We start from the raw sequence: 21943 nt of genomic DNA, 5'->3' as shown, positions 1-21943 counted from the left end.
TACGCGGATGCAGGGCGGATGCGGTGCGGATTCAGGGCGAGCGCTGGGTAAGTGCTGAGTGAGTGCTGAGTGAGTGCTGGGCGAGTGCGGTCCCGGCGGACGGATCCGCACGTGATCCCGCACGCTCTGCGTCAGCGTAGGACGGCCCGTGGCCCTGCTTTGGGCGCCGAACAAGGCGTCGGAGAAAGTTACGCGAAGCGCCCTTGCGGCTCAATGAAGAATTCACCCAACGATGGGCAACCGAATTCCTGATTCCGCATTACGTGTAACGTCGCACGCGGCCGGAGTTCCGGACAGGTATACCGCACGCGGCCCCTTGGAGAACGCAAGGCATACTTGAGGTATCGGCCCGGACCACCGTACGGGCCGTCGTCGTACGTCAACGGCCCGCGTCGCGGCGGGCCCCGCAATCGATGAGGAGCCGCCCGCCGTGCGTAATCCCGAGGCACCCCGACTGCTGGGGGTCTACCGACGAGCAGTACCGGAGAGCGCCCGACGGAAGATCGCCTCCCGCGTCGACTCGGACTTGCGCAAGCAGGTGAAGCTGCGCATCGCGGGCGCGACCGCCGCCGCCGAGCGGGCCAGGGCGGCCAGGGTCGGCAAGCGCCACCAGGCGCTGGTGGACCGTCCGGACCGCACGGTGATCACGATCAACCGCGAGGCGAAGGTCGCGCTGATCGTCCCCGGCGTGACCCCGCTGGCGGCCCGCAGGGCCAACCTCGACGCGGTCCTCGGCTGCCTGTCCGCCGCCGGTCTCGACCACTTCTGCGTACGGGGCCGCTCGCACACCGCCTCGGCCGTGGCCGTCCACGAGAGCGACCGGGAGGCGGTGCTCGCCGCGCTGACCGCGCTGTGCGCCGAGGAGCCCGGCTACGTGACCGCGGTCAAGGGGAACTCCCCGGTGCCCGAGGAGTCGCTGCCGGGCTACGAGCAGCCGTCCTGGCGCCGTCTGGCGGGCGCCGGGGTCTTCCGCCTCACCTGGTACCGCACCGACGAGAGCAAGGGCCTGGCGCTCGGCACCCGCTACGGCTGCGACATCGAGTTCTGGCGCGAGGAGGACGGCGCGCTCGTGGCGCCGCGCCCCGGCAAATTCGCCGAGGCCATCCCCGCCGACGCCAAGACCGTGCAGGCGCCCGAGGCGTTCTTCACCGACCTCGCGCCGCGCGACACCGGCGCGGGCCCGCGCTTCGAGGTCCGTACCCGCGAGCACTTCGCGATCCACACCACCGACGAGATCCGCTTCCCGGTCGATGTCGTCTACACCTGGGTGGACGGCGCGGACCCGGCGTGGCTGCGCCGCCGCGCGGACTTCACCGGCGCGGCGTACCACGACGAGGCGGCCAACGCGGCGCGCTACCTCAGCCGTGACGAACTGCGGTACTCACTGCGCTCGTTGCACATGTACGCGCCGTGGGTCCGGAAGATCTTCCTGGTCACCGACGACCAGACGCCGTCCTGGCTGAAGACCGAGCACCCCGGCATCGAGGTGGTCAGCCACCGGCAGATCTTCCGCTCGCCCGGCTCGCTGCCGACCTTCAACTCGCACGCCATCGAGAGCCAACTGCACCACATCGAGGGCCTGTCGGAGCACTTCCTGTACTTCAACGACGACGTGCTGCTCGGCAACGAGGTGACGCCGCAGGACTTCTTCCTCGCCAACGGCCTGACGAAGTTCTTCCCCTCACCCGCGCTGGTGCCGCTGGGCGAGAAGACGGAGGCCGACCCGCCGGTCGCGGCGGCCGGGAAGAACAACCGGCGGCTGATCGAGGAGCGCTACGGCGCCGTCCTCGTGCAGAAGATGAAGCACATGCCGCACGCCCTGCGGCGCAGCGTCCTGGACGAGATCGAGGACGAGTTCGCCGCCGAGTACCGGCACACCGAGTCCAGCCACTTCCGCAGCATGGACGACATCTCCGTCGCCTCGTCGCTGCACCACTACTACGCCTTCCACACCAGGCGCGCGATCCCGTCCAACGACCTGCCGTACACCTACCTGGACCTGACCCACCCCTGGACCGAGACCCGGCTCGGCCGGCTGCTCGCCAACCGCGACAAGACCGTCTTCTGCATCAACGACACGGTCTCCACGGAGAACGACGCGACCGGCCAGAAGGACCTGATCACCCCGTTCCTCGACGCGTACTTCCCGGTGCCGAGCCCCTTCGAGAAGGAGTAGCCCGGCACCGGGCGGGCTGTCGCCGGCGCCTGCCCCGTTCAGTCCCGCTCGAAGCGGGACTTCACGGGGTAGTAGGCGTTGAGGAAGGCGTACATCACGCGCGCCTGCTCCTCGGCGGGCACCTCGGCGTCGGGCGACTCGCCGATGCAGAAGACATCGTAGTTGCGGGACGCGAGCAGTCGGCCGAGCACCGAGTGGTGGTCGTAGTTGCCGACGTTGACGTAGCTGCACGAGATCCTGCCGGGCGCGCAGCGGCCGGTCAGGTAGCCGTAGTGGTGGTGCAGCGACGACGTGATCGACAGGTCGCTGTTGCCGCGGAAGGGGTTGGCCGCGGTCCTGGCCACCTCCTCCGGGAACCTCTCGCCGATCTCCGCGAGCACGCTGCGGCGCAGCGCGTGCGGCGTGTGCAGGAAGCTCTGCGTGGCGGTCCGTCCGAAGGCGTCCTCCAGCAGTTTGCGGTTGTTCTTGGCCGCTGCGAAGTAGCCCTCGTCCTCGTCCGACGGCTCGGTCGGCGGTACGGCGGTCGGCGACCGGAAGAAGTTCGCCATGCCGTTGCTGAGGAAGAACAGCTCGGGTGTGACCGGGCGGCCCATGAAGACGTCGTCGTTGAGATAAAGGAAGTGCTCGGACAGGCCCTCGATCCGGTGGATCTGGCTCTCGATGGCGTGCGAGTTGAAGGTGGGCAGGCAACTCGGGTCGGCGAAGATGTCCCGGTGGCTCACCACCTTCACATCGGGGCACGACGTGTCGAGCCAGGGCGGCACCTGGTCGTCGGTCACCAGATAGATGTTGCGCACCCAGGGCGCGTACATCTCCAGCGACCGCAGTGAGTAGCGCAGTTCGTCACGGTTGCGGAACCTCACGTCGCCGTTGTCGACGTCCGTGTTCTCCGAGACCGGCAGTCCGCGTCGGCGGCGCGCCTCGTTGCGGCGGTCCTGCCATGCGGTGTCGTCGCCGTCCACCCAGGTGTAGACGACGTCGATGGGCTGGTCGACATCCCACATCAACTGCTTGGTGAACTGCGAGAGCGTCGGGTAGTCCCGCTCGCCCACCCGCAGCTTCGCGGTGGGTTCGAGGGACGGCAACCGGCGCCCAAGCAGCGTCGTCGCCCGTGGGGTGGAACGCCAGCCGTCTTCCTCGTCGACGGACCAGAACTCCACGCTGCAGCCGTACGCGGGCCCGTAGCGCAGGGTACGGCTGCCGGTGACCACCGGCTTGAAGATCCGCAGCCCGGCCACCTCGCCGACGTCCCGCAGCCGTTCCGCCAGCACCGCTCCGGGCGCGGCGCCACGCGGGGAGATCAGCTCGGCGTAGACCGCCTTGCCGTGCAGGGCGGTGGCCAGCGCCTCAAGCACCCGGGGCCGTTCCTCGACCGGTACCGCGAGCCGGTGCTGGACGCCGTCGGCCCGCAGCAGGACGTACGGAATGCCGACGTCCTCAAGGACGGTGGCGCTGATCTCCAGGTTGGTCGCGAGCATTTGGGGCCCGTTGACGTCGTCGCGGACCTCGGCGAGCCGCCCCGCGGAGCGCACCAGCTTGCGGTCCTGCGCCTGGATCATCACCTCCCGGGCCTTCTGCTCGTCGGTGGAATTCGCCAGCGGCGAGACGGGCGCGGCCACGGTGAAGTTGCGCGTGCCGCCCGCCACCACCCGCAGCGCCGCCCGGTCGGCACGTCGTCCCAGGCGCTGCGGGTTGTCGCGCTCGGCCACCAGCCGGGTGAACAACTCCTCCCAGCGGGCGGTGATGTCCTCACCGCTGAAGCGCTCGTAGACGCCCTCGCGCGCCGCCTTGCCGAAGGCGTGCCGAGTCTGCTCGTCACCGATCAGCCGGGCCATCGCCTCGGCCAGCAGGTCGATCTCACCGGGCGGCACCAGCAGCCCGTCCACGTCGTGCCTGATGATCTCGGCCGGGCCGGTGACGATGTCGTAGGCCACTACCGGCACACCGGCGGCGAACATCTCCAGGAGCACCAGCGGGAAGGCTTCGTTGCGCGAGGGCAGGACACAGAGCCCGGCCTTGGCCCACTCCTCGTCCATCTGCTGCGAGCGGCCCACCAGTTCGACCCGCAGTTGCAGGCCGAATCCTTCGACGAGCTGGCGCAGCCGCACTTCCTGGGGGCCGTCGCCGAATATCCGGAGCTTCCAGTCGGGGAAGTCGCCGGAGATCTGGTGGAACGCCTGGATGGCGTGGTTGAGCTGTTTTTCCGGGGTCATGCGGGCGGCCAGCACGATGACCTTGTTCTGGAGGTCGGAGCGCGGGCGGTAGCCGTCGGACACCGCGTTGGGAATGGTGACGAGCTCGGGCGCCGCGTCGCCGAGCGAGTCGGCGAACCAGTCGTTCGTGCGCTCGGTCAGCGACACCAGGGCGTCGATCCGCGGGCCGTACACCAGCAGCGGTTCACCGGCTACGCCGCGCAGTTGGGAAGCGCGGTGCTCTTCGTGCACGGTCACCACACGGGCCGGAGCCAGTTCCGCGGCGGCGGCCATCAGGGCCGGGGAGGTGGTGATCAGCACATCGCAGTCGAGCGCGGGCAGCGCGGCGGTCATCTCGATGTCGGAGAGCTGGTCGAAGGTGTTCTCCCAGACCGGCTTGATCAGTTCGCTGGGCAGCGACTGCAGCGTCCTGCACGCTTCCTCGTCCAGCGTGCTGCGGCGTACCGGACGCCCGTAGGCGCCGGTCCTGTCCACCAGGTAGCGCCGCTTGATCTGCTTCGCCTCCGCGAAGAACGGCTCCAGGCGGGTCTTGAAGACACTCAGCACTTCGACTTCGTGCCGGGCGGAGAGATGGATCGCCTGGGTGTAGGCGGCCATTTCCGTGCCGCCCATCTCGTCGCCCCAGGTGAGCAGAAATGTGATCTTCATGCGTCCTCGTTGGTTCCGATGGCCGCGCAGGCCACCGCAAGGGCACCGGCAGGCGTGAGATAGACGTGCGCACGGGTCAAGGAACCGTCGTCCAGGGCGATGATGCGAAAGGGAGTCCGGAAGACCTGCTTGGGATGACGCACCTGGGTGAGCCGCTTGGCGACCTTCAGCTTGGCGCGCCCCCCGCGCAGTTGGACGTCCCAGGTGCGCTGGACGCCGGGACCGTCGGTCATGGCTCGCAACGGCAGGTCGAAGGTGAAGTTGTCGCCGTCCCAATCGAGCGCCGCCGAGACGGATTTGTTGGCTCCCCGGCGTACGACCTCGGCGGTGTACTCGGTCACCGGGTGCCGTGCGGCCAGCAGTCGGCCGTGCACGGTCACCCGGTCCCAGAGCAGGTCGAATCTGACGAGTTCGGCCTGGTGGGCGGGGGCTGTGACCTTGAGCATGGCGCGGCCGTCCACCGAGCGCACCGGCCGGAAGACCGCGCCGCTGGACTCGGACGGCGACGTCGGAAGCATCGGGCCGTGCACCGCGGCGAACGCCAGGGCGGCCAGGTCGGATCTGGTCTCACGACCGCCCTCGTCCGTGACGACGACACAGAACCGCCAGAGCCCCGCACTGAGCAGCAGCCCGCGCCCCGTGTCGTTCTCACCTTCGGTGTACCGCAGCGGTACCGTCGCGGTGAGCAGCAGGGACGTGTCGGACTCCGGCTCCAGGGCGAGGTCGACACTGACCCGATGGTTGCCGTGGATCAGTTCGAGGCGGGCCGCGGAGGGGTCGGCGGTGTGCCGGGAGACGGGCACCGCGAGGTTCAGCGTGCGGCCGCCGAGCACTGAGAGGTGGACCGGGGTGATCATCGGTCGCGGTCTGATGCCTGTACCGAGCGCGGGCACAGTGTTCATCCGCTCGACCTTGCGGCGGGCTCGTACCGCCAGGGTGCGGGCGCGCTTTACCGCGCCCACCGCGTAGGGCAGGAGCGAATCACTCACGGCGCACGTGTCTCCCATTCTCATTGGTCAGCCAACGCATCCTGTCAAGGATGCCAAACATCAGCAAGTTGGCCGAATGTTGCAATTCCTGACCATGGCTGTTCACCTGCGGGCCAATCGAATGTGTGAAGTGGATCACTGGTTCCGCCGGAGCCGTGTCTCTGCCACCCGCTGTGAGTCGAGGCGGTGGAAATGATCGCACAGCGGGTGAACGCGGCGGGAACGCCGAGTCGATTCCCGGAGTCGTCCGTGCGGTCCCGCTTGCCGTGCGCGCCCTGAGCGGCGGCTCGGTCCGGCAGGTCTTCCCCGTGGTCGCCGTTGGTAGGGTTCGGCCATGACCTGGATGATTACCGGCGGCGCTGGTTATATCGGTTCGCACGTTGTCAGGGCGCTCGTTGCCGATGGACAGCAGGTGGTCGTCGTCGACGATCTGAGCACCGGAGATCCCGAACGCCTGCCGGCCGGTGTGCCGTTGGTGCGCGGCACCGTCCTGGACCGGGCGCTGCTCGACCGGACGCTGAGCGAACACGACGTCCGGGGCATCGTGCACATCGCGGCGAAGAAGCAGGTCGGAGAGTCCGTCGAGCGCCCGCTGTGGTACTACCGGGAGAACGTCGAGGGTCTGCGGACCGTACTCGAGGCCGCCGTCGAGGCGCGGGTGCAGCGGTTCGTCCTGTCGTCTTCCGCGGCCGTATACGGAATGCCCGACGTGGACCTGGTCACCGAGCAGACCCCGTGCGAGCCGATGAGCCCGTACGGCGAGACCAAGTTGGCCGGCGAGTGGCTGGTCACCGCGGTCGGGCGGGCGCACGGGATGGCCACCGCGTCGTTGCGCTACTTCAACGTCGCGGGCGCGGCCGCGCCCGAGCTGGGCGACCCGGGGATCTTCAACCTGGTGCCGATGGTCTTCGACCGGCTCTCCCGCGGCCGGACTCCGCTGATCTTCGGCGACGACTACCCGACGCCGGACGGCACCTGCATCCGCGACTACATCCACGTCGAGGACATCGCGTCCGCGCACGTCGCCGCCGCCCGCCGGCTCACCGAGGACTCGAAGGCGGCCCTGGTGCTGAACATCGGCCGGGGCGAGGGCGTCTCCGTGGCCGAGATGGTCGGCATCATCCAGGAGATCTCGGGTCACACCGGGATCGCCCCGGAGGTCACCGCGCGTCGGCCCGGCGACCCGGCCAGGGTCGTGGCGTCCGCCGACGCGATCGGCAGGGAACTGGGCTGGAAGGCCGTCTACGACGTGCGCGAGATGGTGGCCTCGGCCTGGGCGGGCTGGCAGTTGCGACACCCGGAGTAACCGGGGCGCGCCATTCCGATTCGGGGAGTCGGACTCACTCACGGTGAGTCCGGCTTCCCTTTTTCATGCGGCTGACCAGCCGGTTCCGCAGGTCAATGCATTCCGGCCTTTTCGGCTTTTGCTTCCGGTACTTGCCTGACCCGGACATGTGATGACGGTCACATCAAAGCGAAGAAACCCCGGCTCGAAATTGTCCCTCTTGTGCAGCGGGTGGTCGAAATGATCACACGAGAGGTGAACGGAGCCGGAACGTTGGACCGAATGCTGGAACAAGCAAGCAGGGGTCCCGGACGCCGGGTCGTGGTGGGTTCGATGGCGGGCGCACTCGCGGCGGCCACGGTCGCGGGTTGTACGGGTCGGAGCACCGCGGCCAAGCCGAGGATGACGGGAGCGCCGGTCGTCTTCGGGCCGCCCCCGACCGGCGGTGTACTGCCCGCCTCCGCGCGGGTCACCTTCGGCGCCCCCGCCGCACCGCTCGTGATGCAGGTGGTCGCGCACCCCGACGACGACCTGTACTTCATGAATCCGGACACCGCCGCCACCATCGACCGTCATGTGCCGGTCGTCACGGTCTACGTGACCAGCGGCGACTCCTTCGGCGTGAACCGCGCCCCCGGCCACCCGCGCCCGCTGGCGAACGTACCCGCGTACGTCTCCGCGCGGCAGCAGGGGCTGCGGCAGGCGTACGCGCGGATGCTCGGCGCGGAGATCTTCACGCCGTGGACGCGTACCGCGCTCGCCCTGCCTCACGGCGGCGCCGCCGAGGTCAACACCCTCGAACACGACGGCAGGCGGGCCGAGTTGGTCTTCCTGCGGATCGACATGCACACTCCGGTGCGCGGCGGCGGCACCTTCGGCATCGACAAGCTCTGGGCCGTGGACGGGACGGTACGGACCGTACCGCTGCCCGACGGCCCGGTACGCGCCGCCCACACCTTCGACCGGCAGACGCTGATCGACGCGCTCGCCTTCCTCTTCACCACCTTCCGGCCGACGCTGATCCGCACCATGGACCCCGACCCGGACATCCAGGTCCACAACGCGCGGTACCCGCGCGACAGCGACCAGGTCGGCTACTCCGACCACCGTGACCACACCGCCACCGCGCTGTTCACCTGGCGGGCCATGGCGCAGTGGACCGAGAAGGCCGCGGCGAGCGGCGGCCCGGTCCCGACCTTCCTCACCGAGGCCTACCGCGGCTACTACAACCAGCGCTGGCCGCACAATCTCCCGCAGGCCACCGTCCGCTTCAAGGCGGACGTGCTCGATGTGTACGGCGGCGCTCCGGGCTGGAAGTGCGGCGACACCGGCGGCTGCGGTGACTACAGCGTCGGCCAGGGCGACGCGCTGAAGTCCCCGCGCGGCTGGGTCCGCAGCACCCACTACCGCTACCCGACCTCTGGTCCGCAGGCGGTGGCCGCCAAGGACGGCAGGCTCACCGTGTACGGCGTGCTCGGCACCCGGGCCGCCCGCTGGACCGAGACCGCGCCGGCAAGCGGACACTGGAATGCGCCTGAGGACCTCGGCGGGGGCCCGCTGACCCCCGCGCTCAGCGTCGTCACCGACAAGCACGGCCACCATCTGCTGTTCGGCCTGCGCTTCTCCGGTCTGTCGGCCGCGCCGGGCGACAACACCCGGGAGGTCGTGGTGCTCGACCAGCAGGTGGGTGCCTCGGGCAAGTCCGCCGGCGAAGACGGCGACCGGGCGATCCGGGGCTGGCGCAGCCTCGGCAGCCCCGAGGCGAATCCGGTCCGCGGCCGCAGGGTCGGGCCGCCGACCGCTGTGATCGGCAAGGACGGCCGGATCCACGTCTTCGTCCGCAACGCCTCCAAGGGTCTGAGCACGCGGGTCCGCGACGCCTCCGGTCAGTGGTCGCCGTGGCAGCAACTCGCCGGCGGCCAGGTCCAGGAGGGACTGACCGCGACCGTCGACCACGACGGCCGGATCCACGTCTTCGCCGCGGGCCACCAAGGGGTCCACCAGTGGACTCAGTCCACCCCGAGCGCCGAACTGGTCGGCCGTCCCCTGCGGCACACCGGCGTGCCCGGCGAAGTGCCCGAAGCGGTGACCGCGGCGGACGGTTCGCTGCTGCTGGCCTTCCGCAGGCCGGAGACCGCCGAGATCGCGGTCGAACGTCTCACCGCGGGACGGCATGGTCGCTGGATTCCGGCCTCCGCCGTGCGCGACGCGGGCTTCGGCCCGGTCGCCCTGCTCAGCGGCCGGGGCGCGGAGACCAACCCGCTGCTGGCCGTACGCGCCGACTTCGGCAACGCGCTGCTGGTGCACGGTGAATACGGCAAGGGACCGGCCGCCGCCACAGCCAGTACCCCGACGGAGCCCTTCGCGGTCGGCCGCCCCGACGTGCTCGTCGCGGGCACCGACCGTACGGCCCTGGTCTCCTTCACCGTGAACGCCACCCCGGGCGTCACCCGCGTCCACGGCACCGGCACGTTCACCCAACTGGCCACGAGATAGCACGGGTTGTCGGCCGTGACGCGCGAGGGCGCCCGCACCTGGAAGGTGCGGGCGCCCTCGTCCGTCCACTCAACAGGCGGCGGACACCACAGGACGTCTCAGAACAGACGGCTGTAGCCGTTCCAGCCGCCGCCCTGCTTCACCGGAGCCTTGAACTGGCCCGTGCCGGTGGAGCTGTAGCTGAACAGATTGCCGCTGGCGTCCACACCGAGCAGGTCGGCGCGGCCGTCACCGTCCATGTCGCCCGGCGACGCCAGCTTGTTGTAGCGGTTCCAGCCCGTGCCGATCTTGACGCGGGTCTCGAACGGGCGGGAGCTGACGCCCGTCCCCTTGTACAGGTAGAGCGTGCCGTCGCCGGTGCGCGCGACGATGTCCGCCAGGCCGTCACCGGTGAAGTCACCGGCGCCCACGATGGCGTTGTACGCACCCCAGCCGGGACCGACCAGCAGGCGGCCGGTCAGCGCCGCGCCGTTGCCCTGGCCCCGGTAGAGGTACAGGTTGCCCGAGGTGTCACGGGCCAGCAGGTCGCCCTTGCCGTCACCGCTGAGGTCACCGGGGCCGACGAAGAGGTTGTAGCCGCCCCAGCCGGTGGCCAGCGGGCTGCTCACGTCGGAATCCAGGTTCCACAGGTTGGTGCCGTCCCGGAACAGCAGGTCGGCGTACCCGTAGTCGCCCAGCGACGAGGCCAGTGCGAAGGTGCTGTACCCCCCCGAGCCGCCCGCCACCTGCTGGCGCGCGGCGAGCGTCCCGTTGTTGTTGGTGTAGTACCAGTAGAAGGTGCCGCCGGTCGACAGACCGTAGAGCTCCTTCTTGCCGTAGGCCGGGTTGGAACCCGCGCCCGCGAACAGCTCCACGTTCCAGTCTTTGTAGCCGCCCTGCTTGGGCGCGAAACCGCCCGCGCCGTTCTGCCGGTAGATGTAGAGAGTGCCATTTGTGGCCCTCGCCAGGACCGAGCCGTCACCGGTGCCGACGAGCTGGTTGTACGCGTTCCAGCCCGTGCCGATGGCGACGCGGGCCGCGTACGGACCGGCGGCGTTGCCCGTACCGGCGTAGAAGTACAGCGTGCCGTCCGTCTTACGGGCGATCAGGTCGCTGATGCCGTCGCCGTTCATGTCACCGGGGCTGGTGAGCTGGTCGTACTGGTTCCAGCCGGAACCGACGAGCACCTTGCCCTTGAACGGAGCGGAAGCGTTGCCGGTGCCCTCGTACAGATAGAGCTGACCGGCCGGCGTGCGCGCGACGATGTCGGGCTTGCCGTCCCCCGTGATGTCGTCGGTCGCGACCAGCTTGTTGTAGACGTACCAGCCGGTGCCGGTCCACCGCGCGGCGCCGTTGGGGAAGCTCCCCGCCCCGAAGTACGACAGGCGGCCCGAGTTGGTCAGCGCGAGGATGCCGGTGCCCTGCCCGTCCAGGCTGCCCGGGGTGAGGACGTCCTTGTACAGGGTGCCGTCGCTGCTGGCGCCGAGGTCGCCGTCGTCGTCGTTGTCCTTGGTGAGCAAGTTGTAGTAGTGCCGGTTGTTGCCCCGGTAGAGCTGGTCGGCGTAGCCGTCCCCGTCCGGGTCGTACCGCAGCGGCCCCGCCGCCGCCTTCGTGGAGTACTGCTTGGCCTGCTTGGGCAGCGTGAGCGTCGGCGCGGGCCCGCTGGGCGCCGTCGGCCGGGTGATCCTGTGCTGCGGGCCGCTGTCGGCCTGCGCGTTCGTGCTCAGCGCCAGAGCGCCGAGAGCGAGGACGCCGGTGGTGCACACCGCGACGAGGCGGCGGCGCTTGGAAAAGCGCACCGGCTGTGCTTCGGACACAATCCCCCCTGGGATGTGAGTGTGATGAATGCCGAACCCGATGCGAAGACCCGTCCGGTTCGGACGCGGCGAGTCTAGGTGAGGGGTCCGACAGACCTTAGACCGCGTGCCGATCAAGCGCCCCTGAATTCACCGCGGCAACGCCGACTAGACTGGGGCGATGACCTGGCTGATCACCGGCGGAGCCGGATACATCGGATCGCATGTCGTCAAATCGATGGTGGACGGCGGAGAAAAGGTGGTCGTCCTCGACGACCTCACCGCCGGTGACACCGAACGGCTGCCGTCCGGAGTTCCGGTGGAGCGCGCCAGCGTCCTGGACCGGGCCGCGCTCGACCGGGTGCTGGCCGCGCACGCGGTCGAGGGCATCGTGCACATCGCCGCCCGCAAGCAGGTCGCCGAGTCCGTCGAGCGACCGCTCTTCTACTACCGGGAGAATCTGACCGGCCTTCAGACCCTGCTGGAGGCGGCGGTCGACGCGCGCGTGCGGCGCTTCGTCTTCTCCTCCTCCGCCGCGGTGTACGGCATGCCGGACGTCGAACTGGTCACCGAGGACACGCCCTGCGCGCCGATGAGCCCGTACGGCGAGAGCAAGCTCGCGGGGGAGTGGCTGATCGCCGCGGCCGGCCGGGCGCACGGCATGGCCACCGCGTCGCTGCGGTACTTCAACGTGGCGGGCACCGCCGCGCCCGAACTGGGCGACCGCGGCGCCGCCAACATCGTCCCGCTGGTCTTCCAGCGGATCTCGCAGGGCCGCCGCCCGCTGATCTTCGGCACCGACTACCCGACGCCCGACGGCACCTGCGTGCGCGACTACGTCCACGTCCAGGACGTGGCCGGCGCGCACCTGGCCGCCGCCCGCCGCCTGACCCGCGACCCCGAGGCGTCGCTGGTGCTGAACATCGGCAGCGGCCAGGGCGTCTCGGTGGCCGAGATGGTCGACCTGATCCGCGAGGTCTCCGGTCACACTGAGCTGGAACCCGAACTGGCCCCGCGCCGCGCGGGCGACCCGGCCCGTGTCGTGGCCTCCGCCGAGGCGATCGGCAGGGAGCTGGGCTGGACCGCCCAGTACGACGTGCGCGCGATGGTCACCTCGGCCTGGGCGGCCTGGCAGCTCCAGCACCCGCCGCGGTAGCCGGTCCTCCGGACGCGATCCGGAAACGGGCCGGAGAGGGACCGGAGACGGACCGGAAACGGACCGGAGACGGCCGGGGGCCGGGGCGCGCGACGGCACCGGCCGGAGCGCCGGTTCGGGACAGGCGTGACAGCGGCGATACGAGGGACGTACGTGACAACGGCACGGCAGGACGTGGTGGAGGCCCGCAGGGTCGTGGTCAAGGTCGGCTCGTCGTCGCTGACCACGGCCGCCGGGGGACTGGACGCCGACCGGGTGGACGCGCTCGTCGACGTCCTGGCCTCGGTCCGCGGCTCGGGCACCGGCGCGAGCGCGGGACCGGGCGGCCGGCCGGACAAGGAGATCGTCCTGGTCTCCTCCGGCGCCATCGCCGCGGGACTCGCCCCGCTCGGCCTGGCCAGCCGCCCCCGCGACCTGGCAAGGCAGCAGGCCGCCGCCAGCGTCGGCCAGGGCCTGCTCGTCGCCCGCTACACCGCCTCCTTCGCCCGGTACGGCGTCCGCGTCGGCCAGGTGCTCCTCACCTCGGACGACGTCAGCCGCCGCGCCCACTACCGCAACGCCTACCGCACCCTCGACCAGCTGCTGGCCATGGGCGCCCTCCCGGTGGTCAACGAGAACGACACCGTCGCCACCGACGAGATCCGCTTCGGCGACAACGACCGGCTCGCCGCCCTCGTCGCCCACCTCGTCCGCGCCGACCTGCTGGTCCTGCTCTCCGACGTCGACGGGCTCTACGACGGCGACCCGCGTACGCCGGGCGCGACCCTGCTCACCGAGGTCGCCGGACCCGAGGACCTGGCGGGCGTCACCATCGGCAGCGCGGGCAAGGCCGGGGTCGGCACCGGCGGCATGGTCACCAAGGTCGAGGCCGCCAGGATCGCCGCCGAGGCGGGCATCCCCGTCGTCCTCACCTCCGCCGTGCACGCCGCCGACGCGCTGGCCGGGCGCCCCACCGGCACCCACTTCCACCGCACCGGCAAACGCTCCGCCGACCGGCTGCTGTGGCTCGCGCACGCCTCCACCCCGCGCGGCGCGCTGCGGCTGGACGCCGGGGCGGTCCGCGCGGTCACCGAGCGGCACAGCTCGCTGCTGCCCGCCGGGGTCACCGCCGTGGACGGCGACTTCGTCGCGGGCGACCCCGTCGACCTGCTCGACGAGGCCGGGCACGCGGTCGCCCGCGGGCTGGTCAACTTCGACGCCCGCGAACTGCCCCGGCTGCTCGGCCGCTCCACCCGCGACCTCGCCGTCGAACTCGGCCCCGCCTACGAACGCGAGGTCGTCCACCGTGACGACCTGGTACTTCTGCGCCCCTGAGCCCCCGGAACCCTCGACTCCCCGGTCAATGTCCGGGGATCTCCTCAGGACCTTGGTTCGGGCCTTCTTGCCGAAAACGCCCCCGCGGCCCGCCGGAGCCTGGTCAACTTTGATGCGGAGGAGTCGTCAGCGCCTACCGGTGCGGACGGCGCTCGCGGAACGCAACCCACAGGGAGGCCGCCGGTGAGACGAGGGCGCCCAGGGCCATTGACCAGGGGTACGGGGGAACGCACGCTGGTCAGCGTCGGCAACGACATCAGTGACGACATCGACGGGGACCCCGAGCGGGAAGCGCTCCCCGCCGAACGGGCGATATCCCGGCTGTGGCACGTCACGCTCAGCGTCTCGGGCCCCGAGACCCCGCTGACCGAGGTCAGACGCGGTCTTGAGCAGCTCGCCCACGACCACCCCTTCCTGCTCACCAGCCGGTACGCCACCGACCACGCGGAGATCCGCTACTGGGAGGAGGCCCGCGACCTGCACGACGCCGCCGCCATCGCGCTGCGGCTGTGGGGCGAGCACCGCTCGACGGCGGGCCTGCCGCCCTGGGAGACCGTCGGCCTGGAAGTCATCGACCGCGCGACCTACCACCAGCGCGTCGCGGAGGGCTACGGACCGCCGCCGGCCGTCCCGGTGGGCGTACACCCGTTCTAGGGCCCGTCCCCGCGGAGCACTGTCGCGGGACCTGCCAACCGGCCGGTGGCGGGCCGGTACCCTGCTTCCATGACCCACCCGCCGCTGCCCTCGCCGCTGCCCAAGTCCCCCGTGCTGCTCGCCGCGTACCGCGCGCGGGCCGCCGCCGCGGACCTGGCCCCGCTGCCGCGGTCCGTCAAGGACGACGCCCTGCTGGCCATCGCGGACGCGCTGATCGTCCGCACGCAGGAGATCGTCGCGGCCAACGCCGAGGACGTGGCGCGGGCCCGCGCGGCCGGGACCGGCGACACCGTCGTGGACCGGCTCACCCTCACCCGTGAGCGGGTCGCGGCCATCGCCGCCGACGTCCGGCACGTGGCGGGGCTGCCCGACCCGGTCGGCGAGGTGCTGCGCGGCTCCACCCTGCCCAACGGCCTGGAGCTGCGGCAGGTCCGCGTCCCGCTCGGCGTCGTCGGCATCATCTATGAGGCCAGGCCCAACGTGACGGTCGACGCCGCCGCGCTCTGCCTGAAGTCGGGGAACGCGGTGCTGCTGCGCGGCTCCTCCTCCGCGTACGCCTCCAACACCGCTCTCATCACCGTGCTGCGCGACGCGGTCGGCGGCGCGGGACTGCCCGCCGACGCCGTCCAGCTCGTGCCCGGCGAGAGCCGCGATTCCGTCACCGAGCTGATGCGCGCCCGCGGCATGGTCGACGTGCTGATCCCGCGCGGCGGCGCCGCCCTGATCCGTACCGTCGTCGAGGGTTCGACCGTTCCGGTGATCGAGACCGGCACCGGCAACTGCCATGTGTACGTGGACGCCGAGGCCGACATCGACATGGCCGTGGAGGTGCTGATCAACTCCAAGGCACAGCGCCCCAGCGTCTGCAACTCGGCGGAGACCCTGCTGGTGCACCGCGACATCGCCGACCGCTTCCTGCCGCGCGCGCTGGACGCGCTCGCCGAGGCCGGGGTCACCGTGCACGGCGACCCGCGGGTGCAGGCGCTGGCCGAGAGCAGCGGCAGCAAGGCCACCGTCGTGCCCGCCACCGCGGAGGACTGGGAGACGGAGTATCTGTCCTACGACATCGCCGCCGGGGTCGTGGAGAGCCTGGACGCGGCCGTGGAGCACATCCGGCTGTGGTCCTCCGGCCACACCGAGGCGATCGTGACGTCCTCGCAGGCCGCCGCGCGCCGCTTCACCCAGCGGGTGGACGCCGCCGCGGTGCTGGTCAACGCCTCGACCCGGTTCACGGACGGCGGCCAGTTCGGCTTCGGCGCCGAAATCGGCATCTCGACCCAGAAACTGCACGCCCGCGGCCCCATGGGACTGCCGGAACTGACCTCCACCAAGTACGTCGTCACGGGTGACGGACACATCCGCTGACACCCGCCGACACGCGGAAGTGTCCTCCGGACGGCCCACAGACAGTCCGGATTCCCCTGCCCAAAGGACCAACTTCCGCATTACTCTGGACAGATGCCGGACGATGACGAGTTCGCCTCCGTAGTCCTCGACGAAGAATTCGTACGGTCCGCTCTGTTCCATGAGCCCTCGGCCAAGGAACGGATGCTTGCCGTCGCCGAAGGTCCCGCGCTACCGCCCGGCTGGCCGGGTCGGAATCGAGCCGGTGCTCACGCCGCTGTCCCCGAACTGGACGAAGCGGGAGTACCGGATTCCGACGACCTCTACCCGGCCGGACGGCCGTACCGCGGGAGCAGTACCCGCTGGCACCGTCCGGTGGCCTGGGCCCTGGCCGTGGTCATGGGCATAGGGGTGGTCGCCCTGACCTTCGCCGCGGTCTACCGCGGCGCGGGCGGCGCGACCCGACCACCGGTGGTCCCCCCGCCGTCCAGCGGCCCGGTCGGCACACAGAGCAGTCTGCCTCCGGTCGCCGCGAACCGGCTTCCCTGATCTCCTGTCATAAGTTGACCGGTACCAGGGCGTTTATTCGCACGCCCAGAGACTTAACCTTGTGATATGAGCGGGCCTGGAAATCCTCCTGAGGGCACGCCCGAGGGCGTTCCCGGAGGCGGTGAGGACGAGTACCGATCCGTCGTGTTCGACGAGTCGTTCGTCCGGGCTGCCCGGATCCAGGAGTTCTCCGCCCAGGAGCGGCTGGACGACGCCGACCGGGCGGTGCGCGTCCGGCACGCGCTGCCGCGCGGCCTCGCCCGGCAGGCGGTCGCCCTCATCACGCTCATCGTCGTCGCCTTCGGCTTCGCCATCTACATGGGCGTCAGGCACCCCTACAAGGGCCGCGGCCAGGACGCCACGGAACAGCTCAGGGCCACCGTCATCCCGCTGGTCCCGTCCGGCAAGGTCGCCTCGGTCTCCGCGACCGAGCCCTTCCGCGGACAGCGCGCGGAGGCGTACCGGGTCGGCGCCGAGGGCATCACGATGCCCGCGATCCACCGGATCGGCGACTACGGCGTGGGCGAGGTGACGCAGGCCTTCAGCACCGCGAAGCTCTATCTGACCGACTCGTCGATCAATCAGGAGACGGTCACCGGCGGCGATGTGAGCAGTGTCCGCGCCCTGCTCGACCCCGGACAGCTCGACCAGTTCGACAGCAGCCTGACCCGGCCGTACACCGACGGCACCCACGAGGCGACCGGCTGGCTGGTCCGCTTCGACCCGGCGGCGCGGGTGCGGCTGGTCCGGGACGGCATCCGCGTGCAGGGCACCCTGGACGCCACCGAGACCGGCGACGACGAGCTGGAGATCGCCGCGGACCACACCTTCGTCTACGCGCTGTACCGGCCGGGATTCGCCGACAACGCCGTGTCGCTGTTCACTGTGCGCCGCCAGATGCGATTCCGCTTCAGCCACGCCGACCTGCGCCAGCGCCAGATCCAGGTCGTCCAGGCCGATGTGGCGGCGGGACCGCTGGCCTGCGGCGCGGCCGTACAGAACTACTTCCGGCCGATACTGGCCGGCCAGTCGGCGCCCGGCGCGGTCGCCGGAGCCGATCCGTACCGCCACGACCGGCCGGTCGGCGCGGTCTGCGCCCCGCTGACCGACGCCACCACCGGGCAGCCGCCGGCCACCGCGAGCACGACGGCGCCGGGCGTGCTGCCGAACGCCACATGGCTGCCGCGGGGCGCCGCGGGCGCGCCCGGCGGGCCGGGAAGCCCCTCGGTCAGCCCATCCCCGGCTGCGGCTCGGACGGCGGCCCCGAGTCCTCGGGCGAGTCGCCCGAGCCTTCTGACGCCCCCGCCGCCCCGTTCGTCGAGCCCGAGCCTGTGAAGCGGTCGCGCAGCTTGCCGCCGATGTCGCCCGCCCCGGACGAGATGTCCCGGATCAGCCCCATCAGCGGGTCCTTGCTGCTCTTCACCGTATCGGCGTAATGCGTCGCGGACTCCTTGAAGGAGTCGTACACCGAGGTGTCCTTGTCCTCCTCGCGCCGCGGGTAGTGGCCGTCCATCAGCCGCTGGTAGTCCCGGCTGCCCGCCCACTTGCGCAACTCGGCGGCGCGCACCGTGGTGAACGGGTGACTGCGCGGCAGCACGTTGAGGATCTTCAGCACCGAGTCGCGCAGATCGCCCGCCGCCTCGAACTCGTCGGCCTGCTTCAAGAACGCGTCCACGTTCATCTCGTGCAGATGGTTGCCGCCCGCGATCTTCATCAGACCGCGCATCGACGCCTGCACGTCCTGACCGACCAGCAGACCGGCGCGGTCCGCGGACAGTTCCGACTTGCGGAACCACTCGCGCAGCGCGGTGACGATCGCCAGGATCGCCAGATTGCCCAGCGGGATCCACGCCACGCGCAGCGCCAGGCTGGTAAGGAAGAGCAGTATCGTCCGGTACACCGAGTGGCCGGACAGCGCGTGGCCCACCTCGTGGCCGACGACCGCCCGCATCTCCTCCTCGTCGAGCAGCTCGACCAGGCCGGTGGTGACCACGATGATCGGCTCGTCCATGCCGATGCACATCGCGTTGGGCTGCGGGTCCTGCGTCACGTACATCGCCGGGACCTTTTCCATGTCCAGGATGTAACAGGCGTCCCGCAGCATCGCGTTGAGATGCGCGAACTGCTCGTCGCTGACCCGCACCGAGTCCGACAGGAACAGCAGCCGCAGCGACCGCTCGGGCAGCAGACCGCTGAGCGCCTTGAAGACCGTGTCGAAGCCGCTGAGCTTGCGGAGCGCCACCAGCGCGGACTTGTCGGCCGGGTGCTCATACGCCCGCGACGAGATGCCGGGGAAGCGCTTGCGGTTGCGCCCCGGCAGGTTCTTCTGACCGTCCTGCGTGTCGTTCGGTCCATTCGGCACGGACATACTGGCCCAACCCCCTGATAGCCAACCGGTACATACTCTGGACGCGCGGAGCCTGCGCGAAGTTCCCTTCCGCCCGCCCGTACGATGTGCCGAGAGTCTTCTCCCCCGTCCCCGATATCGCAAAGGGTCCCGCTGATCATGTCGTCCACCGCAGCCTCCGCCCTGACCACACTCGCCGAGGGGGGCGGCAACCACAACAGCCTCAGCCCGTACGTGACCGGCTTCGGCGCACTGGCCGCCCTGCTGCTCCTGCTGTGGATCGTGACCCGCTTCAACCGGGACTGACCATGCCGGACGCGAAGCACCGCATCGGGGTGATGGGCGGCACCTTCGACCCCATCCACCACGGTCACCTGGTCGCCGCCAGCGAGGTCGTCAGCCTCTTCCACCTCGACGAGGTGGTCTTCGTGCCGACCGGCCAGCCGTGGCAGAAGAGCGACCAGAAGGTGTCGGCCGCCGAGGACCGCTACCTGATGACGGTGATCGCCACCGCGTCCAACCCGCAGTTCTCGGTGAGCCGCAGCGACATCGACCGCGCGGGCAAGACGTACACCATCGACACCCTGCGCGATCTGCGCGCCGAGCACCCGGGCGCCGAGCTGTTCTTCATCACCGGTGCCGACGCGCTCTCCCAGATCTTCTCCTGGCGGGACGCGGAGGAACTGTTCTCTCTCGCGCACTTCATCGGGGTCACACGCCCCGGGCATACGCTGTCGGACCCGGGCTTCCCCGAGGGCGGTGTCTCGCTCGTGGAGGTCCCGGCGCTGGCGATCTCCTCCACGGACTGCCGCCAGCGGGTGGCCAAGGGGGATCCTGTCTGGTACTTGGTTCCGGACGGTGTAGTGCGCTACATCGACAAACGCGCGCTGTACCGGGACGCGACCGGGTAGCTCCGCAACGAACCACGTGAAGGGGTTCCTCGTGAACGACGCAAACCCCCGTTGGCAGCAAGCCGAGGGCGGTCCTGAGAACGAGAGAGACCCTTACGCGCAAGACCCCTACTACCAGCAGCAGTCCTACGGTTACGACCCGTACGCACAGCCCCATCCCGCACAGCAGCAACAGGGGCAGCAGCCGCAGCAGCAGGCCGCTCAGCAGGCACCGCCGCACGTCCCCCAGCAGCAGCCGCACCCCGGTTACCAGGACCCGTACTACGGCGACCCCTCGCAGACCTACGCCGGCCAGCAGCAGGGCTGGATCCCGCAGCAGCCCCAACAGCCGTACTACGAACAGGGACCGGGCCCCGGCGGCTACGGCCAGGGCCAGGGCCACGCGCCGGGCCAGAGCCAGGGACAGGGCCAGGGTTACGGCGCGGGGCAGCCGCAGGCGTACGACACCGGGCAGCACACCGTCTACGAGACCGGCCAGCAGCCCCCCGTGTACGACACCGGCCAGCACGCGGTCCACGACACGGGGCGGCAGCAGCCGGTCTACGACACCGGTCAACAGCAGCCCGTCTACGACACGGGCCAGCAACCGGTCTACGACACCGGCCGGCACGCCGTGTACGAGACCGGGCAGCAGCCGCCGGTGTACGAGACCGGGCAGCAGCCGCCCGTGTACGACACCGGGCAGCAGCCGGTCTTCCACGAGGAGCCCGGGACGCGGCACGCGCCGGGCGCCGCGGGCGGGGCGAAGGGGCCCGACGGGCAGTATCTGACCGAGCAGTTCGCCTTCATCGACGAGGACTCGGAGGAGTCGGAAGAGGTCATCGACTGGCTGAAGTTCTCCGAGTCGCGCACCGAGCGCCGCGAGGAGGCCAAGCGGCGCGGCAAGAACCGCAAGGTCGGCCTGATCCTGCTGGTCGTGCTCGCGATGCTCGGCGGCGTCGGCTATCTGTGGCAGGCGGGCAAGCTGCCCGGCCTCGGCGACTCGAAGGGCCCGGCCGCGGCGGCGGGCGGCGCGCAGAAGCGCGACGTCATAGTCGTGCACCTGATGCCGGTCGACAAGGGCGCGCCCGCCACCGCGCTGCTGGTGGACAACGAGACCAAGGGCCGCGGTACGACGGTCCTGCTGCCCAACTCCCTCAACGTCACCACCGAGGACGGCACGTCGACCACCCTGGACAAGGCGGTCGGCGACGGCGTCGGCCCGACCAGGGACGCCCTCAACTCGCTGCTCGGCTCCGACATCAAGGGCACCTGGCGGCTGGACACCCCGTATCTGGAACTGCTGGTCGACTCGCTCGGCGACGTCTACGTCGACACTGACGCCGAGGTGAAGGGCACCGGCAAGGACAAGGACAAGACGCTGGTCCGGCAGGGCAAGCAGACCGAGCTGACCGGCCAGGCGGCCGTCGCGTACGCCACCTACCTCGCGCCGGGCGAGCCGCAGACCAAGCAGCTCAGCCGCTTCGGGCAGGTCATGCAGGCGCTGCTGAAGAAGATGCCCAGCGACGCGGCGTCCGCGACCAAGACCGTCCAGTCGCTGGCCCAGATCCTCGACCCGTCACTGACCGACCAGCAGCTCGGCGCGTCGCTCGCGCAGCTCGCGGAGCTGGCCAAGACCGGCGCGTACGACACGGCGATGCTGCCGGTGCAGAAGGACGGCACGCTCACCGCGAAGACCAGCGACAGCGTCGTCAAGGACATCCTCGGCGGCACGGTCAAGACCTCCGACGCGACCGCGCAGGCCCGCGTGCAGATCAAGGACGCCACCGGCGACAAGAAGTCGGGCCCGATGGCGCAGGCCGCGATCGTCAACGGCGGCACGTACACCTATGTGCCGGGCGGCACGGCGGACAAGTCCCAGGCCCTCTCGCAGATCATCTACGGCGACGACGCGCGGCTGGCCGCGGCCAAGGACGTCGCGTCCACCCTGGGGCTGCCCGCGAGCGCGGTGAAGAAGGGCACGGTGCCGGCGACCGCGGACATCTCGGTGGTGCTCGGCAAGGACTACAAGCAGACGGGCCAGTGAGCGCCCGCCGCGGGCTCCGGCTGCCGGTGACCGAGCATGGTGACCGGCGCGCGGTGATCG

The 21943-nt window shown here is 70.5% G+C and carries 16 protein-coding genes; 12 read left to right on the top strand and 4 right to left on the bottom strand.

What is annotated here, in order from left to right:
• Positions 1-430: 430 nt before the first annotated feature.
• Positions 431-2176, top strand: coding sequence for a stealth family protein (locus ACIOC1_RS11175; protein WP_401853400.1), 1746 nt, complete (start codon positions 431-433; stop codon positions 2174-2176).
• A 38-nt stretch (positions 2177-2214) separates the two neighbouring features.
• On the opposite strand, the gene ACIOC1_RS11170 is transcribed toward ACIOC1_RS11175, so the two are convergent.
• Together ACIOC1_RS11170 and ACIOC1_RS11165 are read right to left on the bottom strand one after the other, a co-directional pair.
• A complete protein-coding gene (locus tag ACIOC1_RS11170) occupies positions 2215-5037 on the bottom strand; it encodes a stealth conserved region 3 domain-containing protein (protein WP_391160344.1) in 2823 nt (940 codons plus the stop codon).
• Positions 5034-6026 carry a hypothetical protein gene (locus ACIOC1_RS11165; RefSeq protein WP_355348956.1) on the bottom strand — a complete coding sequence of 331 codons (993 nt, stop codon included), beginning with the start codon at positions 6024-6026 and terminating at the stop codon, positions 5034-5036. The genes ACIOC1_RS11170 and ACIOC1_RS11165 overlap by 4 nt, the downstream gene beginning before the upstream one ends.
• Positions 6027-6360: 334 nt before the next feature.
• Here ACIOC1_RS11165 and galE (ACIOC1_RS11160) point away from each other — a divergent pair, with 334 nt between their 5' ends.
• Both galE (ACIOC1_RS11160) and ACIOC1_RS11155 read left to right on the top strand, forming a co-directional pair.
• On the top strand, positions 6361-7332 hold the full coding sequence (galE, locus tag ACIOC1_RS11160) for a UDP-glucose 4-epimerase GalE (RefSeq protein WP_391047568.1): 972 nt from the start codon (positions 6361-6363) through the stop codon (positions 7330-7332).
• Between the two features lie 261 nt (positions 7333-7593).
• A complete protein-coding gene (locus ACIOC1_RS11155; RefSeq protein ID WP_401853397.1) occupies positions 7594-9807 on the top strand; it encodes a PIG-L family deacetylase in 2214 nt (737 codons plus the stop codon).
• A 98-nt stretch (positions 9808-9905) separates the two neighbouring features.
• On the opposite strand, the gene ACIOC1_RS11150 is transcribed toward ACIOC1_RS11155, so the two are convergent.
• Entirely contained in the window at positions 9906-11603 is a 1698-nt protein-coding gene (locus ACIOC1_RS11150; RefSeq protein WP_401853394.1) for an FG-GAP repeat domain-containing protein, read from the bottom strand.
• 160 nt (positions 11604-11763) lie between these two features.
• Between ACIOC1_RS11150 and galE (ACIOC1_RS11145) the strand changes: the two genes are divergently transcribed.
• The 6 genes from galE (ACIOC1_RS11145) to ACIOC1_RS11120 all read left to right on the top strand — a co-directional run bounded on the left by galE (ACIOC1_RS11145) (position 11764) and on the right by ACIOC1_RS11120 (position 17934).
• Positions 11764-12738: a UDP-glucose 4-epimerase GalE gene (galE, locus tag ACIOC1_RS11145; RefSeq protein ID WP_355348945.1), complete on the top strand. Its 975-nt coding sequence runs from the start codon at positions 11764-11766 to the stop codon at positions 12736-12738.
• Positions 12739-12891: 153 nt separating this feature from the next.
• Entirely contained in the window at positions 12892-14052 is a 1161-nt protein-coding gene (proB, locus tag ACIOC1_RS11140; protein WP_355348942.1) for a glutamate 5-kinase, read from the top strand.
• Positions 14053-14235: 183 nt separating this feature from the next.
• The gene (locus ACIOC1_RS11135) at positions 14236-14706 is read left to right on the top strand and encodes a hypothetical protein (RefSeq protein ID WP_355348939.1); all 471 of its coding nucleotides are present in this window, start codon (positions 14236-14238) and stop codon (positions 14704-14706) included.
• A 69-nt stretch (positions 14707-14775) separates the two neighbouring features.
• Positions 14776-16071 (top strand): glutamate-5-semialdehyde dehydrogenase, encoded by a 1296-nt coding sequence (locus tag ACIOC1_RS11130; RefSeq protein WP_355348936.1) that lies wholly within the window; start codon positions 14776-14778, stop codon positions 16069-16071.
• Between the two features lie 93 nt (positions 16072-16164).
• Positions 16165-16599, top strand: coding sequence for a hypothetical protein (locus ACIOC1_RS11125; protein ID WP_188283116.1), 435 nt, complete (start codon positions 16165-16167; stop codon positions 16597-16599).
• Between the two features lie 66 nt (positions 16600-16665).
• Positions 16666-17934, top strand: a complete 1269-nt coding sequence (locus ACIOC1_RS11120) for a hypothetical protein (RefSeq protein WP_401853390.1) — start codon at positions 16666-16668, stop codon at positions 17932-17934.
• Here ACIOC1_RS11120 and ACIOC1_RS11115 read toward each other — a convergent pair.
• Positions 17828-18961, bottom strand: coding sequence for a M48 family metallopeptidase (locus ACIOC1_RS11115; RefSeq protein WP_355348930.1), 1134 nt, complete (start codon positions 18959-18961; stop codon positions 17828-17830). The genes ACIOC1_RS11120 and ACIOC1_RS11115 overlap by 107 nt on opposite strands.
• Before the next feature lie 144 nt (positions 18962-19105).
• On the opposite strand from ACIOC1_RS11115, the gene ACIOC1_RS11110 reads away from it, so the two are divergent.
• The 3 genes from ACIOC1_RS11110 to ACIOC1_RS11100 are packed head-to-tail and all read left to right on the top strand — an operon-like array spanning position 19106 to position 21883.
• Positions 19106-19252 carry a hypothetical protein gene (locus ACIOC1_RS11110; protein WP_401305065.1) on the top strand — a complete coding sequence of 49 codons (147 nt, stop codon included), beginning with the start codon at positions 19106-19108 and terminating at the stop codon, positions 19250-19252.
• Between the two features lie 2 nt (positions 19253-19254).
• The gene (gene nadD, locus ACIOC1_RS11105; RefSeq protein WP_355348927.1) at positions 19255-19857 is read left to right on the top strand and encodes a nicotinate-nucleotide adenylyltransferase; all 603 of its coding nucleotides are present in this window, start codon (positions 19255-19257) and stop codon (positions 19855-19857) included.
• Positions 19858-19888: 31 nt separating this feature from the next.
• Positions 19889-21883: an LCP family protein gene (locus ACIOC1_RS11100; protein ID WP_401853386.1), complete on the top strand. Its 1995-nt coding sequence runs from the start codon at positions 19889-19891 to the stop codon at positions 21881-21883.
• Positions 21884-21943 lie beyond the last annotated feature (60 nt).

It is taken from the genome of Streptomyces sp. NPDC088197, from assembly GCF_044741185.1.
GTDB lineage: Bacteria > Actinomycetota > Actinomycetes > Streptomycetales > Streptomycetaceae > Actinacidiphila.
The sequence above is the reverse complement of the archived record's forward strand: the minus strand, read 5'-3'. Positions and strand labels throughout refer to the sequence as shown.

Excerpts from the sequence above, each read along its gene's own strand:
- ACIOC1_RS11170 (WP_391160344.1), bottom strand. The coding sequence starts at position 5,037 with ATGAAGATCACATTTCTGCTCACCTGGGGCGACGAGATGGGCGGCACG.
- galE (WP_391047568.1), top strand. The coding sequence starts at position 6,361 with ATGACCTGGATGATTACCGGCGGCGCTGGTTATATCGGTTCGCACGTT.
- ACIOC1_RS11155 (WP_401853397.1), top strand. The coding sequence starts at position 7,594 with ATGCTGGAACAAGCAAGCAGGGGTCCCGGACGCCGGGTCGTGGTGGGT.
- galE (WP_355348945.1), top strand. The coding sequence starts at position 11,764 with ATGACCTGGCTGATCACCGGCGGAGCCGGATACATCGGATCGCATGTC.
- ACIOC1_RS11130 (WP_355348936.1), top strand. The coding sequence starts at position 14,776 with ATGACCCACCCGCCGCTGCCCTCGCCGCTGCCCAAGTCCCCCGTGCTG.
- ACIOC1_RS11125 (WP_188283116.1), top strand. The coding sequence starts at position 16,165 with ATGCCGGACGATGACGAGTTCGCCTCCGTAGTCCTCGACGAAGAATTC.
- ACIOC1_RS11120 (WP_401853390.1), top strand. The coding sequence starts at position 16,666 with ATGAGCGGGCCTGGAAATCCTCCTGAGGGCACGCCCGAGGGCGTTCCC.
- ACIOC1_RS11110 (WP_401305065.1), top strand. The coding sequence starts at position 19,106 with ATGTCGTCCACCGCAGCCTCCGCCCTGACCACACTCGCCGAGGGGGGC.
- nadD (WP_355348927.1), top strand. The coding sequence starts at position 19,255 with ATGCCGGACGCGAAGCACCGCATCGGGGTGATGGGCGGCACCTTCGAC.